The organism is Paraburkholderia phenazinium (assembly GCF_900142845.1).
Lineage (GTDB): Bacteria > Pseudomonadota > Gammaproteobacteria > Burkholderiales > Burkholderiaceae > Paraburkholderia > Paraburkholderia phenazinium_A.
The window spans coordinates 643,696-667,559 of the sequence record NZ_FSRU01000003.1 but is presented as its reverse complement, the minus strand read 5'-3'; the positions used below and the strand labels follow the sequence as shown (position 1 = coordinate 667,559).

Below are 23,864 nucleotides of genomic sequence, written 5' to 3'. Positions count from 1 at the left end.
TCAACGCGCTTAGGGAACGCGCTTAGGGCGCCGGACTGATCGATGAACTACAGGATTTCAACCGAACCGGGTGCGCGTCTGCGTATCGACAAATGGCTTTGGGCTGCACGCTTCTTCAAGACGCGCTCGCTGGCGGCGGATGCCGTCGATAAAGGCCATGTGCGTATCGGCGGGGCCACGGTCAAGCCGGCAAAGGACGTGCGGGTCGGCGATCTCGTTGAAGTCGAGATCGAAAGGATCGTTTGGCAGGTCGAGGTGCTGGGCATGTGCGATGTGCGCGGGCCCGCCAGCGTGGCGCAAACGCTTTACGCGGAAACCGAGGACAGCAAGGTAAAGCGGCAGGTGGAACAGGAGCGGCGCAAGACGTATCGCGAACCGGCGGCCGCCTTGCACGGGCGTCCTACCAAGCGCGACCGGCGCACTATCGACAAACTTTCAGGTGGGGATTGAACAACTGTTCCATCGTGGCATGCACGCCGCCATACTCGGTCGTGCTGTCATTGACGGCCCCGGACATGCAGATGGTCGTGGTTCCCGCGATGAGCACCAAGGCGACCACGGATATTGCGAAGGTCAGTTTCACGGTACTCCCCCGAAAGGTGCTGAACGAACGCGCGTAGTGAGTGAATTGAAGTGGTATATACCGGGCTAGGGTAAACGTGCCTTTTCCGGCGGACATCTGCAGTTTAGGTCAGTCCTCGACCCCACTCAATCTCATTCTCATGAAGTCAGAGTAATGGTTGTAACCAGGCATTTCTCCCGCACTGCTGCGGTGCAAAAAGGTCGTTTTGACCGCTTGAAATCGTGCTTTAGGTCCCCAACTTATCGAACGATGAGCGGTGGTCTGTGTCGTGTTTTTGCAACGCTCGAACGAGCCCCCGCGAACACCATGCGGCCGCCCTTGGCTTTAACTTTCTAACGACTTTCAGCGACATGGAAAACACGCAAGAGAACCCGACGAGCCAGAATCCCACGCCCGCCGAAGAAGCCGCGCGCCAGGCCGCCGAGGCCGCCGCGCTTCAGCCCGACGCGAACCCGGCTGATGCTGCGCCGGGCGCTGCCGCGCCGGCCGGCGTCGAGGCCGCGCTGGCCGAAGCGCAAGCGAAGATTGCCGAGCTGCAGGAGAGCTTCCTGCGTGCGAAGGCCGAGACCGAAAACGTGCGCCGCCGTGCGCAGGAAGACGTCACCAAGGCCCACAAGTTTGCGATCGAAAGCTTTGCCGAGCATCTGCTGCCGGTGGTCGACAGTCTCGAGGCCGCCGTTGCCCACTCGTCGGACGACCTGCAGAAGGTCCGCGAAGGCGTCGAGCTGACGCTGCGTCAGTTGAACGGGGCGCTCGAGAAAGGTCGCGTGGCCGCGATCAATCCTCCGGCCGGCGAGAAGTTCGACCCGCATCGTCACCAGGCTATTTCCATGGTGCCGGCCGAGCAGGAGCCGAACACGGTCGTTTCCGTGCTGCAAAAGGGCTATGTGATTGCCGACCGCGTGCTGCGTCCGGCACTCGTCACCGTCGCACAGCCGAAGTAAGCGCCCGGTTGCGTTTAAGAGCCGCCAAGGCCGGCACGCCGTTACTATGGCCAACCTTCCCGTCGACGCCACGGCTTTTGCCGTGTTCGAGATGCAGGAACTGAGCGCGGAGTCGTTCGACGCCGGACTCGAGGCGGCCGGCGATGAGCTGGCGGTGGTGTTCTTCTGGGGGCTGGACTGCTTTAACTGTGAAATAGCGAAGAAGGCGATGCTGGCGCAGCCCGAGGCGATTCGCGCGCTCGGGCTCAAATGGTTTCACAGCAACGTCTACGAGCACCGCGAGCTGGGCCGCCGCTTCATGTTGCACGGCGTGCCGACGTGGTTCTTCTTTCACCATGGCAAGCGGCTTGGCCGGGCAACCGGCTGGCACGGCCTCGGGCAGTTCGAGGCAGCGGTGGCAGCCGCGCGGGAGAAGGTGCGGGCGAAGCTTGCCTCGCCAATCCCGAAGCAGCAGGAGATTGAAAAAAATTAAAGACCGCATTGCATTCAAGGTCTTGAAAACGATGCGGACGCACTTATGTTGAGTGCAGGTATGAATTGAAGGCGGCGTGCCTTGCCGCCAGATGGGCACAAGGCACTTTCCGCAGCGATCAAAGTCAGGAGATTAGTAAAAATGGGCAAAATCATCGGCATCGACCTCGGCACGACCAACTCGTGCGTGGCGATCATGGAAGGCAATTCGGTCAAGGTGATCGAGAACTCGGAAGGTGCGCGCACCACGCCGTCGATCATCGCTTACATGGAAGACGGCGAAATTCTCGTCGGCGCGCCTGCGAAGCGTCAGTCGGTCACGAACCCGAGGAACACGCTGTACGCGGTCAAACGCCTGATCGGCCGCCGCTTCGAAGAAAAAGAAGTGCAGAAAGACATCGGCCTGATGCCGTACAAGATCGTCAAGGCCGACAACGGTGACGCCTGGGTCGAAGTGCGCGACCAGAAGCTCGCTCCGCCGCAAATCTCGGCGGAAGTGCTGCGCAAGATGAAAAAGACCGCTGAAGACTACCTCGGCGAGCCGGTCACCGAAGCGGTGATCACGGTTCCCGCGTACTTCAACGACAGCCAGCGCCAGGCTACCAAAGACGCAGGCCGCATCGCCGGTCTGGAAGTCAAGCGCATCATCAACGAACCGACCGCAGCTGCGCTCGCGTTCGGCCTCGACAAGGCAGAAAAGGGCGACCGCAAGATTGCCGTGTATGACCTCGGCGGCGGTACGTTCGACGTGTCGATCATCGAAATCGCCGACGTTGACGGCGAAATGCAGTTTGAAGTGCTCTCGACGAACGGCGATACGTTCCTCGGCGGCGAAGACTTCGACCAGCGCATCATCGACTACATCATCGGCGAGTTCAAGAAAGAGCAAGGCGTCGACCTGTCGAAGGACGTACTCGCGCTGCAACGCCTGAAGGAATCGGCTGAAAAGGCGAAGATCGAACTGTCGTCCAGCCAGCAGACCGAAATCAACCTGCCGTACATCACGGCAGACGCGTCGGGTCCGAAGCACTTGAACCTGAAAATCACGCGTGCGAAGCTCGAAGCGCTGGTGGAAGAACTGATCGAACGCACCATCGAACCGTGCCGTCTGGCGATCAAGGACGCGGGCGTGAAGGTTGGCGAAATCGACGACGTGATTCTCGTCGGCGGTATGACCCGTATGCCGAAGGTGCAGGAAAAGGTTAAGGAATTCTTCGGCAAGGAACCGCGCCGTGACGTGAACCCGGACGAAGCCGTGGCCGTGGGCGCCGCGATTCAGGGCCAGGTGTTGTCCGGCGACCGCAAGGACGTTCTGCTGCTCGACGTGACCCCGCTGTCGCTCGGTATCGAAACGCTCGGCGGCGTGATGACGAAGATGATCAACAAGAACACCACGATCCCGACGAAGCACGCGCAAGTGTATTCGACGGCGGACGACAATCAGGGCGCCGTCACGATCAAGGTGTTCCAGGGCGAACGCGAAATGGCAGCCGGCAACAAGCTGCTGGGCGAGTTTAACCTCGAAGGCATTCCGCCGGCCCCGCGCGGCGTGCCGCAGATTGAAGTGAGCTTCGACATCGACGCGAACGGCATCTTGCACGTCGGCGCGAAAGACAAGGCCACCGGCAAGGAAAACCGCATCGTCATCAAGGCGAACTCGGGTCTGTCGGAAGCCGAAATCGAAAAGATGGTGAAGGACGCAGAAGCGAACGCGGAAGAAGATCACAAGCTGCGTGAGCTGGCCGATGCCCGCAACCAGGGCGACGCGCTGGTGCACAGCACGAAGAAGGCGCTCACCGAATACGGCGACAAGCTGGAAGCGGCTGAGAAGGAAAAGATCGAAGCCTCGCTGAAGGACCTCGAAGACACGCTGAAGAGCGGTTCGAGCGACAAGGCGGCGATCGAAGCCAAGATCGAAGTCGTGGCAACGGCCTCGCAGAAGCTCGGCGAAAAGATGTACGCCGACATGCAGGCTGCCCAGGGTGCAGCAGGCGCTGCGGCCGGTGCCGCGGGTGCCGCAGGCGGTGCCTCGGCCGGCGGCGCGAGCCAGCCGGAAGACGACGTGGTCGACGCCGAGTTCAAGGAAGTCAAGAAGGACTAAAGCCAGGTCGCCATTTGACCGTAAAGCCGCACACAGCAATGTGTGCGGCTCGGCTGCAAAACGGTCTGCACCCGTCTCCGGGGGCATGAACCTGCAAAGCGGTTATCGCGCCTGGTGAGCCTTTTGGGCTCTCCGGGCACATTTGTTTTATGGAGGGCGTTGCTCAAATCGTGCAAACGAGGAGCGAGCAGCGGCCGGACGAGTCGTGAGACTCCAGCATTCAAGAGGAGCCGCCGCGCCTTGCTGCGCGGAGGGCGTTGAACCGATATGGCGAAACGGGATTACTACGAGGTTCTGGGCGTCGCAAAGAACGCGAGCGACGACGAAATCAAGAAGGCTTATCGCAAGCTTGCGATGAAGCATCACCCTGACCGCAATCCGGGCAACAAGGATGCGGAAGAGCATTTCAAAGAGGTGAAGGAAGCCTATGAAATGCTGTCGGACTCGCAGAAGCGCGGCGCGTACGACCAATACGGCCATGCGGGTGTCGACCCGAACATGGGCGGCGCCGGCGCCCAGGGCTTCGGCGGCTTTGCCGATGCATTCGGCGATATTTTCGGCGACATCTTCGGCCAGGCGGCCGGCGGCGCCGCACGCGGCGGCGGCGGCCGTGCCGGTCCGCAGGTGTATCGTGGCGCCGATCTGCGCTATAGCATGGAAATCACGCTGGAACAGGCCGCGCACGGTTACGACACGCAGATTCGCGTACCGAGCTGGGTATCGTGCGAAATCTGTCATGGTTCGGGCGCAAAACCCGGCACCAAGCCCGAAACCTGCCCGACCTGTAACGGCTCGGGTTCGGTGCGGATGTCGCAGGGTTTTTTCAGCATCCAGCAGACTTGCCCGAAGTGCCATGGCACCGGCAGTCACATTCCCGATCCCTGCTTGCACTGCCATGGCGCGGGCAAGGTGAAGGAAACCAAGACGCTGGAAGTGAAGATTCCGGCAGGCATCGACGACGGCATGCGGATCCGCTCGGCCGGCAACGGCGAGCCGGGCATCAACGGCGGTCCGTCGGGCGACCTGTACGTCGAGATTCATATCAAGCAGCACTCGGTGTTCGAGCGCGACGGCGACGACCTGCATTGCCAGATGCCGATTCCGTTCACCACGGCAGCACTCGGCGGCGAGATCGAAGTGCCGACGCTGGCGGGCCGCGCGAGCTTCACCGTGCCCGAAGGCACCCAGTCGGGCAAGACGTTCCGTCTGCGCGGCAAGGGCATCAAGGGGCTACGTTCGAGCATCGCCGGCGATCTGTACGTGCATGTCCAGGTTGAGACGCCGGTCAAGCTCACCGAGCCGCAGCGCGAGTTGTTGCAGCAGTTCGAGAAGTCGCTGGTCGAGGGTGGCGCGCGTCATAGCCCGCAAAGCAAGAGCTGGTTCGATCGCGTGAAGAGCTTCTTCGATTAATCGCAGTTTGAAGTTGGCGGCAGGCAAGATGGTGGATGATCGCGGCGCCGTGTTCGCATTGCTCGACGATTGCGACGCGACGGCGGCGCGCCGCTCGAGCCGTCTGTACACGACGTTTGTGCACGAAAGGGTTTGCGCCGGCGCGGCGTCGCTCGAGGCAGTGTGCGAAGCGGTGGCGGCCGACCTGCGCGGCGGCCTGCATGCCGTTGTGCTGGGCGATTATGAGTTCGGCCGTCAGCTTGTACTGGAGGAGCGTGTATCTGGGACGTCGCGGTTCGCCTTGACCGAACGGAACATCTCCGGGGGCGGCGTACCACCGTCCGGTGCTGAATCACTCCAGTCGTATAAAACGCAGCGTGGCGATGCCACGCTGCGTTTTTTATTGTTCGAACGATGCGCGAAGCTTTCGCGTGACGAAGCCGATGCATGGCTGGCGCAGCTCGACGGCGACGCGGCACAGCCGTCGGTGGCGGGAACGGCCGGTGTTCGCGCGAGCGTCGATCCGGCGCAATTCGAAGCGGCGATCGGCGCGATTCACGACGCGCTGCGTATCGGCGATACCTATCAGGTCAACTACACATACCGGCTCGACTTCGACGTGTTCGGTACTCCGGCTGCGCTATACCGGCGTCTGCGGGCCCGGCAGCCGGTGCCGTATGGCGCGTTGATCGCGTTGCCGGGCGAGCGCTGGGTGCTGTCGTGCTCGCCGGAGCTATTTGTGGAGAAAGCGGGCGCGACGTTGCGTGCGCGGCCGATGAAGGGCACCGCGCCGCGGGCGCCTGACGATCCCATTGCCGACCGCCACGCAGCGGAGTTTCTCGCCAACGACCCGAAGAACCGGGCCGAGAACGTCATGATCGTCGATCTGCTGCGCAACGATCTGTCGCGCGTCGCCGAGACCGGCTCGGTCAAGGTGCCGGCGCTCTTCTCCGTCGAGCCGTACGCGTCCGTCTGGCAGATGACGTCGACGGTGGAAGCGCGGTTACGCGCGCGGACGTCGTTCGCCGAGGTGTTGCGCGCGCTGTTCCCGTGCGGATCGATCACCGGCGCGCCGAAGCATCGCACGATGCAGTTGATCGAGACGCTCGAGAGTACGCCGCGTGGCCTGTACACCGGCGCGATAGGCTGGCTCGATGCGGCGGATTCGACAGACACCTGCGGCGACTTCTGCCTGTCCGTCGCGATCCGCACGCTGACGCTCGACGCCCCCGCAAGCAGCGGCCACGCGCGTCACGGCAGCATGGGCGTCGGCGCAGGGATCGTACTGGACAGCGTCGCTGCCGACGAACATGCGGAGTGCCAATTGAAAGCCCGTTTCCTGACCGACGCCGATCCCGGTTTCGAGCTGTTCGAAACCATGCACGCAACGCGCGAGGCCGGCGTCCGGCACCTTGCGCGCCATCTCGCGCGGCTCGCGGCGAGCGCCGCGTGGTTCGGCTTCGGATTCGACGAAATGGAGTTGCGTGCGCGTCTCGACGCACAGTGCCATGCATTGCCGCCGCAGACACCGCATCGTGTCAGGTTGGCCCTCGCCATGAGCGGCGCGGCACAGATCAGCGCTGCGCCGCTGATACCGTTGCAAGACAGCGAAGTGGGTGTGCTGCTCGCACCGGATCACGGTTTCGCCGCGACCGCCGCGAGCGACGTGCTGCTGCATCACAAGACCACCCGTCGGGAAGCGTACGACCGCGGCTGGCGCAGCGCGGAGGCGCTCGGCGCGTTCGACACGCTGTTTTTCAACGAGCGTGGCGAACTGACCGAAGGCGGTCGCTCGAATGTGTTTGTCAAGCTGGCGGGGCGCTGGTGGACCCCGCCGTTATCGTCGGGCGTGCTGCCTGGTGTGATGCGAGGCGTGCTGCTGGAAGATGCCGCGTTGGGCGCCGCAGAGCGCGTGCTGACGCGGGACGACGTATTGAATGCCGAGGCGCTTCTAGTCTGCAACGCGTTGCGGGGCGCGTTGCCGGCGCGTCTTGCCGGATGAGACCGTATGTGGCCGGATGAGACCGGATGAGACCGGATGAGACCGGATTAACCACCCACCATCCGGCCGCACATGCCAAACACCCAGTTCAGAACGTATGTTCCGGGCCCGGAAACGAGCTGTCCTTCACCGCCCGCACATAGGCCTCGACGGCCGCAAAAATACTCGGCTGGCCCTGCATGAAATCTTTCACGAAGCGCGGTCGCTTGCCGGGGAAAATCCCAAGCATGTCGTGCAGCACCAGCACCTGACCCGAGCAATCCACGCCCGCGCCGATGCCGATGGTCGGAATCCGCAACTGCTTGGTAGCTTCGGCGCCGAGCAGCGTCGGAATCGCTTCTATCACGATCAACTGGGCACCGGCGTCCTGCACGGCACGCGCGTCGCGCAGCAACTGGCTTGCACCCGCTTCCGTCTTGCCCTGCACCTTGAAGCCGCCGAACGCATGCACCGACTGCGGTGTGAGGCCTACGTGCGCGCACACCGGCACCGCCCGCTCGACCAGAAAGCGCACCGTATCGGCCAGCCATTCGCCACCTTCCAGCTTGACCATCTGGGCGCCCGCGCGCATCAGCTCCACCGAGCTGGCGAAGGCCGCCTCAGGCGTGCCGTAGGTGCCGAACGGCAGATCGGCGACGACCAGCGCCGACGGCCGCGCCCGAGCCACGCAGGTGGTGTGATAGGCGATCTCAGCGAGCGTGACCGGCAGCGTCGTCGTCTGGCCTTGCAGCACGTTACCGAGCGAGTCGCCGATCAGCAGCACGTCGACGCCCGCGCGATCCAGCAGCGCAGCGAAGCTCGCGTCGTAACAGGTGAGCATGGCGATCTTCTCGCCCGCATCGCGCATTGCCTGCAGTTTCGGGACGGTAATGGCGTTCCGGCTCGTTTCCTGCAAATAGCTCATGGGGTATTCCGTTGGAAAAAGAAGAGGGCGCCGTCGCTCAGAGCGACGTGCCTTTGACAAAGAATTCCTTGCGCCCGCGCATCGTCCCGATGCGTTCGACGAGCAGTGCAAGGTCCGCGTCCGAGTCGAGCGGGTTCAGATGTTCGGCGTTGACCGTCAGCACCGGCGTGCGGTCGTAGTGATAGAAGAACTCGTTGTACGCGTCGCACAGGGCGTGCAGGTACGCGTCGGAGATCTGCAATTCCATCGGCACCGCGCGTTTCTGAATGCGCGCAAACAGCACCTCCGGACTGGCTTGCAGGTACACGACGAAATCGGGTGCTGGCGCCGCGCCCGGATTGCCGCCCACCGCACCGCGCGGCGCTTGCGCATCGATCCGCGCCGAGAGCGCGCGATACAACTGCCACTCGTCTTCAGGCAGCGTCAGGCGCGCGAAGATCTCGTTTTTCTGCGTCATGAAATCGGCGATCAGCGGCGTGCCGGCAGCATGAATCGCCGCGACTTCCTGGGCCTGCTGCGCGCGCTGCAGCGCGAAGTGCAGTTGTGCGGGCAGGGCGTAGCGGGCGGTGTCGCGATAGAAGCGTTCGAGAAACGGGTTGTCTTGCGGCCGTTCGAACAACGGATGCATCGACCAGCGTTCGGCAAGGCGCCGCGCCAGCGAAGTCTTGCCGACACCGATCGGCCCTTCGATCGCGATGTAGCGGAACGGCGGGCGCAGCTGCGGCGCTGTGACCGTCAGCGGAGTGGCGTTCATGAGCAACGGCCCTTGGTGGTGCTGGTGCTGTCGTTGCTGCCGCCGAGCGCGTTGAGCACCGGGCACTGGCAGGGCGATTTCATTCTTTCGATGCGCTGGTCGGCGACGGCGGCAAGGAAGGCGTCGGCGCGGCCACGTTGGGGGATTGTCAAATCCGGAGCGAGTTCGGTCAGCGGCACCAGCACGAAGGCGCGTTCGGTGAGTCGCGGATGCGGCACGATCAGATCGGGTTCGTCGATCGAGTGATCGCCGTAAAGCAGGATGTCGAGATCTAGCGTGCGGGGTGCGTTGCGAAACGGCCGCTCGCGACCGAAGTGCGATTCGATCTTGTGGCACAGCGCCAGAAGATGCCGCACCGGCAGGGTCGTTTCGAGCTTCACGACACAGTTGTAGTAGTCGTCGCCACCGGCGTCGATCGGGGCGGTGCGATACAGGCTCGACTTGGCGAGCACGGTGATGGTGTGCTGTTGGGCCAGGCACACCACCGCGTCTTTCAGGGTCTGGCGCGCATCCCCGAGATTCGCGCCGAGGCCGAGATAAGCAACCGTCATGGCATAACTTCCTGCGACTATCGTTCGACGGCCAGAAGCCTGGCCGCGTCAGTCTTCGTGCGAGCCGCCCTGGCTCACGTCGTCTGCTGCGCGGTCGACTGTCGTGCCGCCCTCCATTCCGTCGCCCGGCTGGCGGTTCCTGGCGCCACTGCTGCGCCTCCGCCGTTTTTTGGGGCTTCGGTCCTTCCCGCCTTGCGTGAGCAATGTCTCGCGCGCGGCAGCGTCTCCGTCGATGAACTCCGTCCACCACGTACCGACCGACTCATCGAGTTCGCCCGATTCGCAGCGCAACAGGAGGAAATCATACCCCGCTCTAAATCTTTGGTGTTCCATCAGCTTCAGCGCGCCGCGGCCCGAGCGTTTTTCGAGGCGCAACTGCAGGCCCCAGATCTCGCGCATGTCCGACGAGAAGCGCTTGTGGATGGCGAGTTTCTCGGTCTGCATGTCGAGCACGTCGTCCATCGCGCGGTGCAGCGCGGGCACCGGATAGTCGCCCTGCGCCTCGAAGGCCTGCCAGCGTTGCTGCACGTCGTGCCACAGCAGCGTGGCGAACAGGAAGCCCGGCGAGACCGGCTTGCCGGCGCGCACGCGGTTGTCCGTGTTGGTGAGCGCGAGCGTGATGAATTTCTCGCCGTGCGGCTGCTCGAGCACCACGTCGAGCAACGGCAGCAGGCCGTGATGCAGGCCTTCCTGGCGCAGACGCGTCAGGCAGGCGAGCGCGTGGCCCGACAGCATCAGCTTGAGCATTTCGTCGAACAGACGCGCGGCCGGCACGTTGTTGATCAGGTCGGCCATTTCCTTGATCGGCGCGCGTGTGGCGTCTTCGATTTCAAAGCCGAGCTTGGCGGCAAACCGCACCACCCGCAGCATGCGCACCGGATCTTCGCGATAGCGCGTGGCCGGGTCGCCGATCATCCGCAGCAAGCGGGCGCGCATGTCGGCCATGCCGTTGTGATAATCCAGCACGGTTTGCGTGGCCGGATCGTAGTACATCGCATTGATCGTGAAGTCGCGGCGGGTGGCGTCTTCGTGCTGCTCGCCCCAGACGTTGTCGCGCAGCACGCGGCCGCTGGCGTCGACGGCGTGGGTGCGGCGGTCGAGTTCGTCGCGCTTCAGGCGCCGCGGCGGAGCGGCGTCGGCCGCGGGCGGATCGACCAGCGCACGGAACGTCGAGGTTTCGATGATTTCCTGGCCGAACTGCACGTGCACGATCTGAAACCGCCGGCCGATGATGCGCGCGCGGCGGAACAGCTTCTGCACCTGTTCGGGGGTGGCGTCGGTGGCGACGTCGAAGTCTTTCGGCGCGATGCCGAGCAGCAGGTCGCGCACCGCGCCGCCGACGATAAACGCCCGGTGGCCCGCCTGCTGCAGTCCTTCGGTGACGCGAATGGCGTTCCGCGAGATCAGCGCCGGGTTGATGCCGTGGACGTCCGCGGGAATGATGACGGGCACGTCCGGATCGCGCGCCGCGGGCTTGCCGGTGTCGCGCGCCGTCTTGCGGCGCGGCCTGGCGGCCGTGGCGGCGTTGCGCTCGCGGTCGTGCCCGGCGCTTGCGCGGGCGGCTTCGTCTGCTTCGGAGGCTGCGGTGTCGTCAGCGGGTGCCGGATCCTGTCCGAACAGTTTGCGGATAAATTTTTTGATCACGTGGGTTGAAAGAGTTCGAGGATGCGCCAGCCGTTTGCCTGCGCGTGAGCGCGTAGCGTGTCGTCCGGGTTGGTCGCGATCGGGTCAGTGACCTTTTGGAGCAGCGGGATGTCGTTGTGCGAATCGCTGTAGAAATAGCTGCGCTCGAAATCCGACCATGTCTTGCCGAGCGAAGCGAGCCATGCCTCGGTACGGACGATCTTGCCTTCCTTGTAGCTGGGCGTGCCGGTGGGACGGCCGGTGTAGTCGGAGTGCGGCTGGCCGTCCACGGTTTCGGCTTCGCAGGCGATCAGCTTGTCGACACCGAAGACGGCGGCGATCGGGCCGGTGATGAATTCGTTGGTGGCGGTGACCACGCAGCACAGGTCGCCGGCATCGCGGTGCCGGCGTACCAGCTCGAGCGCGGCCGGCACGATGGCGGGTTTGATCACCTCGTGCATGTACATCTGGTGGAACTCGGCCAGTTGCGCGCGCGAATACTTCGCGAGCGGCGTCAGCATGGCGATAAGGTAGGCGTGAATGTCCAGCTTGCCGGCCTTGTAGTCGGCAAAGAAGCGATCGTTTTCACGCGCGAAGCTGTCGGCGTCGACCATGCCGTGCTTCACCATGAAGCGGCCCCATTCGTGGTCGCTGTCGGTGGGGATGAGGGTGTGGTCGAGGTCGAAGAGAGCGAGATTAGCCATGGGGGCCCATTTTACTTGAAGCGGGTGAAACGGTTGCCGTTCTCAGTTCTTCGGTGCCTGCAGGCGACGCCAGCATCGTGCGCAAGAGCGGCAGCGTGACCGCGCGCTTCTGTTCGAGCGAGAAGCGGTCGAGCGCGTCCAGCAACGCCATCAGGCTCGGCATGTCGCGCCGGAAGTGGGTGAGCAGGTAGGCCGGCACGTCGTCGGCGAGCGCGATGCCGCGTTCGCGGGCGGCGTGCTTGAGCACGGCGGCCTTGCCTTCGTCGGCCAGCGGCGCAAGGTGGAATACGAGGCCCCAGCCGAGCCGCGTGCGCAGGTCCTCGCGCACGGCGAGCCCGATCGGCGCCGCGTTGCCCGCGGCCACCAGCGCGCTGGTGGGATGCGCCCGCACTTCGTTGAACAGGTTGAACGCGGCGATCTGCTGCGCGCCGGACAGGCCGTCGCAGTCGTCGATGGCGTACAGCGCGACGCGCGGGTCGAAGGCAAAGGCTGCAAGACTGCTTTGCGGGCTGACAAAGCGGGCGTGTCCGGGCTGTGCCTCGTGGATCAGCGCCTGCAGCAGATGGGTGCGGCCGCTACCGCTTTCGCCCCACACGTAGAAGGTACGATCGGCCACCGGACCGGCGGCGAGCGCGCCTTCCAGCTCGCGCAGCCGCGTGACCAGCTCGGCGTTGGCGCCGGCGAAGAAGTTGTCGAATGTCGATGGCGGCGGGGTGCCGAGATCGAGCGTCAGTTGACGAAGCACAGTAGTGGAAGCCGGAAATGGGGGCGGCCAGGAGCCGGTTCGCTCATGGTCAGTTCTTGTAAAGCGTGCTCGACAGATAGCCTTGCCGCAATTCGCGCAGGGCTACCGAGAGGATTGCGCTGACGGGGAGCGCGAGCAGCACGCCGAAAAAGCCGAACAGTTGACCGAACGCGAGCAGGGCGAAGATCACGGCGAGCGGGTGCAGGCCGATCCGTTCGCCGACGAGGCGTGGCGTCAGGAAAAAACTCTCGAGAATCTGCCCGACCCCGTAAATGACGGCGACCGCGCCGAAGCCGTACCAGTCGCCGAACTGCAGCAGCGCGGCGAGCAGCGCCAGCGCGAGGCCGGTGGCGTAACCGATGTACGGAATGAACACGGCCACGCCGGTGAAAATGCCGACCGGCAGCGCGATCTCGAAGCCGGCGATGCTCAGTGCGACGGCGTAAAACACGGCAAGCACGGCCATCACGAGCAACTGGCCGCGCAGGTATTGCGACAGCATCTGGTCCATGTCGTGGGCGAGCTGCACGGTCTTGTCGAGCCAGCGGCGCGGCACGAAACCTTCGGCGCGCGCGAGCATGCGGTTCCAGTCGTAAAGCAGATAGAACAGAACGAGCGGTACGAGCACGACGTTGCCGATCACGGTGATCATTACGTTACTGCTGGTGCGAAGGTAGGTCCAGGCGTACAGCGCGATGGTTTGCGCGCTGCCTTCGAGCTGGCCGGTGACGAGGTCGCGAATGCTGGCGAAATCGAGCGAATCGGCGAGGCCCAGCAGCGCGAGCTTGGGCTGCAGCCATGCGCTGACGTGGGCGAACAGTACGGGCACCTGCTGCTTGAGCTGCGGGCCTTCTTTCTGGATCACCAGCAGCACCAGCAGGATCATGAGGGTCAGGGCGATGGTGAACAGCAGCATCATCAGCAGGGCGGCTAGGCTGCGCGGCACGCGGCGCCGTACCATCCACGCTACGCCGGGCTGCAGGATGTAGGCGAGGATGGCGCCGAGCAGGAACGGCGTGAGGACCGGACTGAGCAGCCACAGCAGGATGCCGAGGCCGAGCGCGATGGCGACCCAGATGAAAGCCTGGCGCTGATACGGCGTAAGAAATGACGAGTTTTGCTGCAAAGTGCGGTTCCCAGATGATTGGCGCAGGGGAAAGTCCAGCCAACTGGCCGGCAACTCTGTATGGGACCCGAGTAAGCGCTGAAGCGCCAACTCGGGTCGGCATCGGGTAAAATCGCATTTTACCGACCTTCGAGCTCTTCCCCATGAATCAACCGAAATCCGCCCAGCATTCAACCGATTCGGCCCAAGGTCTGTCGTATCGCGACGCCGGCGTGGACATCGACGCGGGCGACGCCCTTGTCGACGCGATCAAGCCCTTTGCCAAAAAGACGATGCGCGACGGCGTGCTGGGTGGCATCGGCGGGTTTGGCGCGCTCTTCGAGGTGCCGAAGAAATACCGCGAACCGGTGCTGGTCTCGGGCACGGACGGCGTCGGCACCAAGCTGAAGCTGGCGTTTCATCTGAACAAGCATGACACGGTGGGCCAGGATCTGGTGGCGATGAGCGTCAACGACATCCTGGTGCAGGGTGCTGAGCCGCTGTTTTTCCTCGATTACTTTGCTTGCGGCAAGCTGGATGTCGGCACGGCCTCGACGGTCGTGAAGGGCATCGCGCAGGGTTGCGAGCTGGCTGGCTGCGCGCTGATTGGCGGCGAGACGGCGGAAATGCCGGGCATGTACCCTGACGGCGAATACGATCTGGCCGGTTTTGCGGTGGGCGCGGTCGAAAAGAGCAAGATCATTGACGGTAGCACGATTGTCCCGGGCGACGTTGTACTGGGTCTGGCTTCGAGTGGCATCCATTCGAATGGGTTCTCGCTGGTGCGCAAGATTATTGAGCGGGCGCAGCCGGATCTGAACGCTGACTTTGATGGGCGGTCGTTGGCGGATGCGTTGATGGCGCCTACGCATATCTATGTGAAGCCTTTGCTTTCGCTGATGGAGCAGGTGTCGGTGAAGGGGATGGCGCATATCACCGGCGGTGGGCTGGTGGAGAATATTCCGCGCGTTTTGCGTGATGGCTTGACTGCTGAGCTGGATCATCGGGCCTGGCCGCTGCCGCCGTTGTTCTCGTGGTTGCAGAAGCACGGTGGCGTGGCTGATGCTGAGATGCACCGTGTGTTTAATTGCGGCATCGGGATGGTTGTTGTTGTTGCTGCTGCGGATGCTGATAAGGCTATTGGTTTGCTGGCTGCCGCCGGGGAGCAGGTTTGGGCGATCGGGGCTGTGCGGAAGTCGCTTGAGGGTGAGGCGCAGACTGTAGTGGTTTGAGGTTTTTTTTGTCCTTCCGGGCGGGGTTTTGCCTGCGGCGCCTTGTTGTTGGTTGTTTGCCTATGGCGTTGGCCTCTCCTTGCATTCTTATCGGTCTATTTGCGTTGCCCCTGTGCGGGGCGGCACCTACTTTCTTTGCCGCCGCAAAGAAAGTAGGCAAAGAAAGCGGGCTGCAACCGCCAGCCCGTAGTGAGCCATCCCAGTCTGCATCCGGGAACGGCCCAACACAAGATCCTTCCTCGCACCATCCACGTTAGTGACAAGGCTGTCATCCGTTCCAGCGTTGCGCTGCGCGCCCCGCCGTCGGGTATAGCGCCTTCGGCGGATTCTGTAGGTATTCTAACTATCCTGGCTTGTCGCCGTTGGGGCGGGGCGCTTTGCATGCGAGCGTCCCCAGTACCTCGTCGGCTCGACCTTCTTCCGGCTCCGATGGCAAACGGGGTTCCCTTGCATACCCATCCGCGACGCACGTAGTGCGGAGTGGGGTGGATGAGCGCTGTGTCACGAACGTGGGAAATGCGAGGGCGGCCCTCGTCTCGGACCACTCCGGATATGTAAAAGATGTGGACACCTAAGAGCTAGCGGTGTGAGCCCGCTTTCTTTGCTTACTTTCTTTGCGGCGGCAAAGAAAGTAAGTGCCGCCCCGCACAGGGGCAACGCAAATAGACCGCTAAGAATGCAAGGAAAGGCCAACACCCGAAGAAGACAGCCAAAACCAAGGCGCCGCAGGCAAAACCCCGGTCAGAAAGGACAAAAAAACATCAGCCAGCAATAACCCCTTCAACAACCTGCAAAACCCGTTCAGTAGCATCCGGAGCACAACAATCAACCACAACCCGTTCCGGCATACTCCGCAGCCACGTAAGCTGCCTCTTGCACAACTGCCGAGTAGCAAAAACCCCCTTATCCCGCATGGTCGAAAAATCACCCCCCCCATCGAGATACTCCCAAACCTGCCGATACCCCACACACCGCATCGACGCCAACCCAGGATGCAAATCCCCGCGCGCCCGCAACCGCTCCACCTCCTCCATCAACCCGCCCGCCAGCATGGCATCAAACCGCGCCGCGATCCGCGCATGCAACACGCCGCGATCCGAAGGCTCCAGCGCCACCGGCACAAACCGCCACGGCAACGCCGCATCGTCAGTACGCGTAGGCGCTGCCAACAAGGCCGACATCGGCTGCCCCGTCACCATGAACACCTCCAGCGCCCGCTGAATCCGCTGCGAATCGTTCGGCGCCAGACGCGCAGCCGTCACCGCATCCACCGCAGCCAGCCGCGCATGCAAGGCCGGCCAGCCGTCCCGCAAGGCATCCGCATCAAGCGCCGCGCGGATCTCAGGATCAGCCGTCGGCAGGTCGTTCAGGCCCTGCGTCAACGCCTTGTAGTAAAGCATCGTCCCGCCAACCAGCAACGGTACCCGCCCCCGCGCGGAAATCTCCCCCACCAGCCGCAAGGTGTCCGTGCGAAATTCAGCCGCCGAATAAGCATCGGCAGGGTCGACGATATCGATCAGATGGTGCCGCACCCGCGCCCGTTCCTCCGCAGTCGGCTTGGCCGTCCCAATGTCCATCTCCCGATACACCAGCGCCGAATCCACGCTAATGATCTCCACCGGCCTGCGCGCAGCCAGCGCAAGCGCCGCCGCAGTCTTGCCCGAGGCAGTCGGGCCCAGTATGCAGGCAATCGGTGTGGGGGTAGGTTGCGTCATGACCGGCATGTCCGCGGCGCGAGTGGCGCGTACGGAACGAATGGCGTGAGTGGTGTGAGTGGTGCGCGCGATCGCAGCAGCCTTCTCGCGATGCGCGCGCTCATTGACCACGCATGAACAGTCGGTCGAGGTCGGACAGCGTCAGTTGATACCACGTCGGGCGTCCGTGATTGCACTGGTCCGCGCGTTCGGTCGCTTCCATCTGGCGCAGCAGCGCGTTCATTTCATCCAGCGTCAGCCGCCGGTTCGCGCGCACCGCGTGGTGGCAGGCCAGCGTGCCGAGCAGTTCGTGCTGCCGTTCGGTCAGCACCCGCGAGCCGCCGTAAGCGTGCAGATCGGTTAGCACGGCACGGGCCAGGGCCTGCAGGTCGGCGTCCTTGAGCAGCGCCGGCACCGCGCGAATCGCCAGCGTGGTCGGAGACAGCACCGCAAGGTCGAAGCCGAGCGCGTCGAGCGTGTCGCGCTCTTCCTCCACCGTGCCGATCTCGACCGGGTCGGCCTGCATCGACAGAGGAATCAGCAACGGCTGCACCGCAATCGCCCGGTCAGCCAGCGCGTTCTTGAACTGCTCGTACAGAATCCGTTCGTGTGCCGCATGCATGTCGACAATCACCAGGCCCTGCGCGTTCTGCGCCAGCACATAGATGCCGTGAATCTGGCCGAGCGCGAAGCCGAGCGGCTGTTCGTCCGACGCATGAAACGACGGGCCGCCTGACGCCGATCCCGGCGGCGCGAAGAACGACGGCGCCTCGGCGGCCGAATCGCGCGCCTCCAGCGTGGTCGCGCCCTGCGCGGTGCCGATGCCGTTATCCTTGCGCCCGAACAGCGCGTCGTAAAGGGCCAACGGTTGCGCGACCGGCAGCGTGCCCTGCGTCATACGCGCCTGACGCAGCCAGGTGTTGCCCGCCTGGGCGCCGCCAAACCCGCCGCCGGCATTCCCTCCAGCACCCGCCATGCCGCCTGCGAAGGCGCCACCGCCTGCGCTTCCACCACCGATGCCACCGGCACCGCTGATCCCGCCTGTGCTCGCCAGACCGCCGAGCGGCGTGGCCGCAAACGACACCGGACTGCCCGCGACCGGTTCGAGATGCGCCGCGTGGCCGCCTGCCGTGGTTTCCGGCGAGGCGCCCGCATGCCGCGCCAGAGCCCGCTGCACGGCATGGAAGACAAACTGGTGGATCGAGCGCGAATCGCGAAAGCGCACCTCGATCTTCGACGGATGCACGTTCACGTCGACACCCTCGGGCGGCAGATCGAGAAACAGCACATACGACGGGTAGCGCTCGCCGTGCAGTACGTCCTCGTATGCGGCGCGCACGGCATGAGTCAGCAGCTTGTCGCGCACGAAGCGCCCGTTGACGAAGAAATATTGCTGGTCGGCGCGGCCGCGGCTCGCGGTCGGCAGGCCGGCGCAGCCATAGACGGCCAGCGGCCCGGCCGATTCGTCGAGCGGCAGATGGGCGGTGGCAAAGGTCTCGCCCATGATCTTTGCGACGCGCGTGGCCGGCTCCGACGCGTTCCAGTGCTCGACCGCCCGGCCGTTATGCAGCACCGAAATCGCCACGTCCGGCCGCGCCAGCGCCGCGCGGCGGATCATCTCGAGGCAGTGGCCGAGTTCGGTCTGCTCGCTTTTCAGGAATTTACGGCGCGCCGGCGTGTTGAAGTACAGCTCGCGCACTTCGATGGTCGTTCCCTGGGTGCCGGCCGCCGGGCTCAGCACGCCGGTTTGCGCTTCGATGCGCACCGCGTGGGGGGCGTCGGCCGTGCGGCTCGTGATGAACAGCTCCGACACCGAGGCAATCGACGCCAGCGCCTCGCCCCGAAACCCGAGCGTGCCGACCGCTTCGAGCTCGGCGAGCGAGCGGATCTTGCTGGTCGCGTGGCGCATCAGCGCGAGTGAGAGTTCGGCTTCGGGAATGCCGCAGCCGTCGTCGGTGATCGAAATGCGCTTGACCCCGCCTTCGTCGAGCAGGATGCGCAACGTCTGCGCGCCGGCGTCCAGCGCGTTCTCCAGCAACTCCTTAACGACCGAGGCCGGCCGTTCGACCACTTCGCCGGCGGCGATCTGGCTGATCAGCAGGTCGGGCAAGGGCTGGATCGCCCGCAATGGACGTAGGACTGGCGCCACAGGTTGGCTGGCGGCGTCGACGGGCGGTTCGGAGAATTCGGACATGGCGAAATTATAGCGATTCGTGGCGAACCGGCTGGCGAGCATCGGAATCCGGCAGTTGGCTCAAGCCTTCGCTGCGGACAACCGGCGGCGGGTGTGCGTCCGCGTACGCAGTTTTTTTATCGCAGCCGGGCACTTTCGGTATCATGGCGCGGTCAATTTCGGCGCCTTCGGGCGCTCGGATCGTTGCCCATTTCACCATGTCATGACGGCGCGCCGCTTCCGCCGTTCATGCCACTCGCTCAATAAGGGACGCTTTTGGACACGCTGCTGCAGTTCGTGAATCTTGTTTTGCATATCGACAAGTTTCTGGGAGTCTTCATTCAACAATACGGCGCGTGGGTCTACGCCGTGCTGTTTCTGATCGTGTTTTGCGAAACCGGGCTGGTCGTTCTGCCGTTCCTGCCGGGCGACTCGCTGCTGTTCATCGGCGGCGCGTTCTGCGCGAGCGGCGAAATGAACCTCGGTCTGCTGATCGTGCTGTTGCTCGTTGCCGCAGTGGGGGGCAATACGCTCAACTATCTGATCGGCAAGGCGATCGGACCCAAGGTGTTCAATTCGCATATTCCGGTGCTCGAACGCTTCCTCGATCGCGCAGCGCTGCAGAAAACCCACAACTTCTACGAGAAGCACGGCGGCAAGACCATCGTGCTCGCGCGTTTCATTCCGGTGGTGCGCACCTTTGCGCCGTTCGTCGCCGGCGCGTCGCAGATGACCTTGAGCCGCTTCCAGCTGTTCAACTTCGTGGGCGCGCTGTTCTGGGTGCTGCTGCTGGTGCTGCTGGGCTATTTCTTCGGCAACATCCCGTTCATTCGCCAGTACCTGAACGTGATCGTGCTGGTGGGGATCGGCGCGGCGGTCGTGCCGGTGGTGCTCGGCGCGCTGTGGAAGATGCTGCGCAAGCCGGCGGCTGCGAAGTCCGGGCCCGGCAGCCGGTAAGCAGTCAGCAAGCCGCCTGCGCGCGGCGATCGGGCCTGTCGTCAGGACCCTGCAAACACAAGCGGCGCCGCGAGATTTCGCGGCGCCGCTTTTTTTCGCCCTCGGCGAGCGACGCAAGTGACCCTGCCGGCCCTCCGCGCAGGGCGGGCCGGTAGGGGAGAGGCGTGGGTTCGCTAGGTCGCGGCGCGGCGCACCAATGGCGTTTCCGGTGTCGGGTAGCCCGCTTCGCGAAAGGTTTCGATGATGGCGCGGTTGGTGTCGAAATAGACCTGCCAGTAGTTGTTCGTATGCGTGTAGGGACGCACGCACAGCAAGGGCCCCTCCGGCGTGAACGACAGCACCTCGATATCCGGCGCCGGACTGTCCGCAACGTTAGGAATCTTGACGACGGCGGCTCGCAACCGGTTGGCCGCATCGAGCGGGTCCACTCCGTTGGCGATCTTCGCCGTCAGCTCGACGCGGCGCACCGGCAGCGCGCTGTAGTTCGAGATCGTGTCCGAGAAGATCTTGTTGTTGCCGACGATCGTCGTGACATTGTCCGGCGTGATGATCGTGGTGCCGAACAGGCCCAGCTCCTGGACGGTGCCGGTTACGCCGCCGGCCATCACGAAGTCGCCGACCTTGAAGGGGCGCAACACCTGCATGAAGATGCCGGCCGCGAAGTGGGCGAGCAGGCCGCCCCATGCTGTGCCGATGGCGAGACCGAGGCCTGCGAGCAGCGCCGCGAACGAGGTGGTCTGGACTCCGAAGACCTGCAGGATCGCAAGGATCAGCAGCAGGTTCAGCAAGGCACCGAGGATCGAGCCGAGGTAGTGCGCGAGGGTAGGGTCGACGCGCCCGTTGCGCGAGAGCAGCTTGCGCAGCAGGCCGGTGATGACCCCGATCACCCAGCGGCCGACAATCCATAGGACAATCGCGCCGAGAACTTTGGTGCCGAGGTCGATGCCTCGCGTCATCAGGAAGATGCGTACGGTTTCGAGATTCAAAATGCCCTCGCTCAAGTCGGTTGCGTGTGACGGATGACGAACTGCTTCGATTCAACACAGCGCCTGCAATGCCCGACGACGGGCGCGATCTCTCACTCTCGGTCTTCGCCAGTTATAGCTGACGGCTCGCGCCTGCGCAAGGACCATTCCTGTCAGGTATGCGAAATGTATCGGTGGTATTAACGGCGTATGCAATTCGCGCTATCGTTCCCCGCGGAATTGCTTTCAGCGAAATGGCTTTCAACGAAATTGTCTTTAACGATTTGATGAGGCAGACCATGGTCCCGAACAGAGACATTCATTTCATCCCGGCAAAGCTCACGGCATTGCGGCCCACGCAGATGACGGTGGGCTATCGTGAGGTCGCGCTCAAGCGGGCTCACTGGAAGACGCTGAACAAGAAGGAGCGTAGCGCCGCGATCGATGCGCACTCGTTTCCTGCGGTGCTCGGGCCGGAGCACTGTTACTACATCGTCGACCATCATCACCTTGGCCGGGCGTTGCTCGAAGAGGGCGTCAAGGAAGTGAAGGTGATGGTGCTCAAAGACCTGTCGTGGCTCGATTTCACCATTTTCTGGCGCATGATGGAGCACAACCAGTGGGTCCATCCATTTGGGGCAGACGGCTCGCGCTACGACTACGAACATCTGCCGAAGGTGGTCACCGAAATGAGCGACGACCCTTATCGCAGTCTCGCCGGCGAGCTGCGCAATGCGGGCGGCTATGCGAAGGACGCCACGCCGTTCAGCGAGTTCCTGTGGGCCGACTTCCTGCGGCCGCGAGTGTCCGCGAGCAAGATTGCGAAGAACTTTGCAAAGGCGCTCGACCAGGCAAAGACCCTCGCCCATACCCCCGAGGCGCGTTACCTGCCAGGCTGGTCCGGGGTGATCGCGACGCCGGCTTGACGACTTGACGGAGGATTGGCTGCGTGGGCGCCGCGTGCTCCGGTTGCGGGATGGCGCGCGGCGGGGCGCCAAGACCACGCTATGGCGGCGTCACGGGACGGGTATCACATCGGCAGATGCGACTCGCTGTATGGCGAGGTGTGGATCACCAGCGCGTGACCGGCTTTGGCCTTTTCCATGCGGATGCGCGTGCATCGTGCGAAGTAAAGCGCCAACGCGCAAGCAAGCGTATAGGAGCAGGCACGCTCGACGAACGCGCTCGGCGTGCTGAATTGTCCATAGCGGCTCGCCGCATCGGCGAACACGAGAAAGGTCAGCGTGGCATCGAACACCAGGGCTGTTGCTGCCAGCAGGACGTAGATATAACCGCCGTTTAACGCGAGGTCGGGCCTGGCCAGATTGCACAGATGACACGCGATCAGCAGCGTCGCAAGAATCGCGAGGTTCGTGGCCAGGTCGAACAGAAAGTTGCTCATGATGTTGGAATGAAAGCGCGGGTGTTGTTGTTGGCTTTCCCCGTGCGCGCTTCAGCAGGCTGAAGCAACACGTTATCGGCAAGCCGGGCGCGATCATCACACGTCTTTACATCTCAATAAATTCGAATGTTCGGACTCCGATTGAGTCGATTGAAGGGGTGCTGTCAGTGTCCCTGTAGATGGATTGGGATAGTCCGACTAAAGGCTGGTTGCATTCTGTAGGAACGGCGGCTGGCGGCATCGCGCTGAGTGACTCAGCGCTCCGTCGACCCGCGCAACGAGATTTGTCCGCTGCGCGTTATTGATGAATGGCGCTGTCGACAATGGTGGCGAGACGCTGGCCCAGGGTGGGCGAGTTGAGTTGCTGATATTTGGAGAACGCGCCCGTGCTGATGGCCCGGATCTCGTCCGCTGGCAGGAGCCAGATCTTTTCGAGCTCGGTCGTCAGCGCCTCGACTCCGCCATCGCGTCGGTAGAGGAACCCCGTGGCGTTGTCTTCCACGTATTCGGGCTCGGGCCCCATGTGCGAAGCCGGTTGGTCGTGGATCAGCGGTGGCAGGCTCAGGCCGAACATGTGGACCACGCTCAGACCCGCGTCGCCGGGATAACAGCCTATCCGGCAGGCGCGGCTGATCGAGGCGATCTCGCCATCGTCGAACACCGCGCCGTGCCACACCAGGTAAGGACGGTCCGCATAGGTACGCTGCAGCCGCTCGCCGTGTTTGCCGTCGCCTACCAGATGCAGCACGATGTCGTGGCCTTTTCGGCGCAATGATTCGACTGCCTCGATCAGGCATTCGACTTTCGAACCGTCGCGCATGCGCCCCAGAAACATCACGCCTTGCTCGTTGCCGGACTTCTCGGTTGGCCTGACGGTATGGGAGACGCGCAACGAATTGTCTGCGACGACCAGCTTCGAGCTCGGGCAACCGATGCGCGCGAGCGATAGCTTCGACCCTTCGGAATAGCACACATAGCGCGTGCAGAGTGCAACCGCGGCGCGGTAGCGGAGTTTGCGCATCAGGCTCGGCTGCGCGTTCCGGTAGAGCCCCTGGCCATGAATGATCACCGGCACGCCGAGCGCCCTGCCGGCCAGCAGCGCGAGCCATAGCGACAGATACCGCATGTCGGCAAAGATCAGGACGGCAGCGGGACGCACGCGGACGATCTGTCCGAAGACCCGTGTCTGAAGCTTGACTCGCTCGGAAAAGATACGGGTGATGCCGGTCACCACGAATTCGTCGCAAGTGGGCGTTTCGCGCGAAAACCCGCGCGGGTCGACTTCCGGCGAACTGGCAAATACTCGCACCTTGAATGCCCGGTTCAGGGAGTCGACAACCTCGACGCGATAACGCGTGACGAGCGGTTGCACGTAAAACACCGTCAGTTTCTCATGCGACGTTGCGCATCCAGGCTCTAGCGGTGTATCGCTCATCGTTTGTCCTCGCCATGTTTGTGGGGCAGCCCGACACTTGAGGCAACTACCGTCTTCTCGCCGGGCAAGCTGGGTGCACCCGTGCAGACTGCGATGCTGCCCGGTTGCATTCGATTCTCCCGACGATTGA

21 protein-coding genes are annotated in these 23,864 nt (G+C 63.5%); 9 read left to right on the top strand and 12 right to left on the bottom strand.

Features of this window, described 5'->3' with window-relative positions:
* The first annotated feature begins 42 nt into the window (after nt 1–42).
* From BUS12_RS36685 to pabB, 6 genes are all read left to right on the top strand, one after another.
* Entirely contained in the window at nt 43–450 is a 408-nt protein-coding gene (locus tag BUS12_RS36685; protein ID WP_074302369.1) for an RNA-binding S4 domain-containing protein, read from the top strand.
* A gap of 483 nt (nt 451–933) precedes the next feature.
* Nucleotides 934–1,527, top strand: a complete 594-nt coding sequence (gene grpE, locus BUS12_RS36675) for a nucleotide exchange factor GrpE (RefSeq protein WP_074302367.1) — start codon at nt 934–936, stop codon at nt 1,525–1,527.
* Nucleotides 1,528–1,573: 46 nt separating this feature from the next.
* A complete protein-coding gene (locus tag BUS12_RS36670; protein ID WP_074302366.1) occupies nt 1,574–1,999 on the top strand; it encodes a thioredoxin family protein in 426 nt (141 codons plus the stop codon).
* Between the two features lie 141 nt (nt 2,000–2,140).
* The gene (gene dnaK, locus BUS12_RS36665) at nt 2,141–4,099 is read left to right on the top strand and encodes a molecular chaperone DnaK (protein WP_074302365.1); all 1,959 of its coding nucleotides are present in this window, start codon (nt 2,141–2,143) and stop codon (nt 4,097–4,099) included.
* 267 nt (nt 4,100–4,366) lie between these two features.
* Nucleotides 4,367–5,509, top strand: a complete 1,143-nt coding sequence (gene dnaJ / locus BUS12_RS36660; protein ID WP_074302364.1) for a molecular chaperone DnaJ — start codon at nt 4,367–4,369, stop codon at nt 5,507–5,509.
* 28 nt (nt 5,510–5,537) lie between these two features.
* Nucleotides 5,538–7,490 (top strand): aminodeoxychorismate synthase component I, encoded by a 1,953-nt coding sequence (gene pabB / locus BUS12_RS36655; RefSeq protein WP_074302822.1) that lies wholly within the window; start codon nt 5,538–5,540, stop codon nt 7,488–7,490.
* Between the two features lie 88 nt (nt 7,491–7,578).
* Here the strand turns inward: pabB and panB are convergent, their stop codons facing one another.
* The 7 genes from panB to BUS12_RS36620 are packed head-to-tail and all read right to left on the bottom strand — an operon-like array spanning nt 7,579 to nt 13,897.
* Nucleotides 7,579–8,394: a 3-methyl-2-oxobutanoate hydroxymethyltransferase gene (gene panB, locus BUS12_RS36650; RefSeq protein WP_074302363.1), complete on the bottom strand. Its 816-nt coding sequence runs from the start codon at nt 8,392–8,394 to the stop codon at nt 7,579–7,581.
* Between the two features lie 37 nt (nt 8,395–8,431).
* Nucleotides 8,432–9,148, bottom strand: a complete 717-nt coding sequence (locus tag BUS12_RS36645; RefSeq protein WP_074302362.1) for a deoxynucleoside kinase — start codon at nt 9,146–9,148, stop codon at nt 8,432–8,434.
* Nucleotides 9,145–9,699, bottom strand: coding sequence for a 2-amino-4-hydroxy-6-hydroxymethyldihydropteridine diphosphokinase (gene folK, locus BUS12_RS36640; protein WP_074302361.1), 555 nt, complete (start codon nt 9,697–9,699; stop codon nt 9,145–9,147). Before folK ends, BUS12_RS36645 begins: the two co-directional genes overlap by 4 nt.
* Nucleotides 9,700–9,747: 48 nt before the next feature.
* Entirely contained in the window at nt 9,748–11,343 is a 1,596-nt protein-coding gene (gene pcnB / locus BUS12_RS36635; protein WP_074302360.1) for a polynucleotide adenylyltransferase PcnB, read from the bottom strand.
* On the bottom strand, nt 11,340–12,026 hold the full coding sequence (locus BUS12_RS36630) for a histidinol-phosphatase (protein WP_074302359.1): 687 nt from the start codon (nt 12,024–12,026) through the stop codon (nt 11,340–11,342). Before BUS12_RS36630 ends, pcnB begins: the two co-directional genes overlap by 4 nt.
* Complete coding sequence (hda, locus tag BUS12_RS36625) at nt 12,019–12,771, bottom strand: DnaA regulatory inactivator Hda (RefSeq protein WP_074302358.1); 753 nt, start codon at nt 12,769–12,771, stop codon at nt 12,019–12,021. Before hda ends, BUS12_RS36630 begins: the two co-directional genes overlap by 8 nt.
* A gap of 49 nt (nt 12,772–12,820) precedes the next feature.
* Nucleotides 12,821–13,897, bottom strand: a complete 1,077-nt coding sequence (locus tag BUS12_RS36620) for an AI-2E family transporter (protein ID WP_074302357.1) — start codon at nt 13,895–13,897, stop codon at nt 12,821–12,823.
* Nucleotides 13,898–14,040: 143 nt separating this feature from the next.
* Here BUS12_RS36620 and purM point away from each other — a divergent pair, with 143 nt between their 5' ends.
* Nucleotides 14,041–15,108 carry a phosphoribosylformylglycinamidine cyclo-ligase gene (purM, locus tag BUS12_RS36615; protein ID WP_074302356.1) on the top strand — a complete coding sequence of 356 codons (1,068 nt, stop codon included), beginning with the start codon at nt 14,041–14,043 and terminating at the stop codon, nt 15,106–15,108.
* A gap of 761 nt (nt 15,109–15,869) precedes the next feature.
* On the opposite strand, the gene miaA is transcribed toward purM, so the two are convergent.
* Both miaA and mutL read right to left on the bottom strand, forming a co-directional pair.
* Nucleotides 15,870–16,823, bottom strand: a complete 954-nt coding sequence (gene miaA, locus BUS12_RS36600; protein ID WP_083640864.1) for a tRNA (adenosine(37)-N6)-dimethylallyltransferase MiaA — start codon at nt 16,821–16,823, stop codon at nt 15,870–15,872.
* Nucleotides 16,824–16,923: 100 nt separating this feature from the next.
* A complete protein-coding gene (mutL, locus tag BUS12_RS36595) occupies nt 16,924–18,996 on the bottom strand; it encodes a DNA mismatch repair endonuclease MutL (protein ID WP_074302820.1) in 2,073 nt (690 codons plus the stop codon).
* A 255-nt stretch (nt 18,997–19,251) separates the two neighbouring features.
* On the opposite strand from mutL, the gene BUS12_RS36590 reads away from it, so the two are divergent.
* Nucleotides 19,252–19,932, top strand: a complete 681-nt coding sequence (locus BUS12_RS36590; RefSeq protein ID WP_074302352.1) for a VTT domain-containing protein — start codon at nt 19,252–19,254, stop codon at nt 19,930–19,932.
* A gap of 173 nt (nt 19,933–20,105) precedes the next feature.
* Here the strand turns inward: BUS12_RS36590 and BUS12_RS36585 are convergent, their stop codons facing one another.
* A complete protein-coding gene (locus BUS12_RS36585; protein ID WP_074302818.1) occupies nt 20,106–20,918 on the bottom strand; it encodes a mechanosensitive ion channel family protein in 813 nt (270 codons plus the stop codon).
* A gap of 278 nt (nt 20,919–21,196) precedes the next feature.
* Between BUS12_RS36585 and BUS12_RS36580 the strand changes: the two genes are divergently transcribed.
* A complete protein-coding gene (locus tag BUS12_RS36580) occupies nt 21,197–21,823 on the top strand; it encodes a ParB-like protein (RefSeq protein WP_074302815.1) in 627 nt (208 codons plus the stop codon).
* A 104-nt stretch (nt 21,824–21,927) separates the two neighbouring features.
* On the opposite strand, the gene BUS12_RS36575 is transcribed toward BUS12_RS36580, so the two are convergent.
* Complete coding sequence (locus BUS12_RS36575) at nt 21,928–22,299, bottom strand: hypothetical protein (RefSeq protein WP_074302351.1); 372 nt, start codon at nt 22,297–22,299, stop codon at nt 21,928–21,930.
* 298 nt (nt 22,300–22,597) lie between these two features.
* Complete coding sequence (locus tag BUS12_RS36570) at nt 22,598–23,734, bottom strand: glycosyltransferase (RefSeq protein WP_083640841.1); 1,137 nt, start codon at nt 23,732–23,734, stop codon at nt 22,598–22,600.
* Nucleotides 23,735–23,864: the final 130 nt, after the last annotated feature.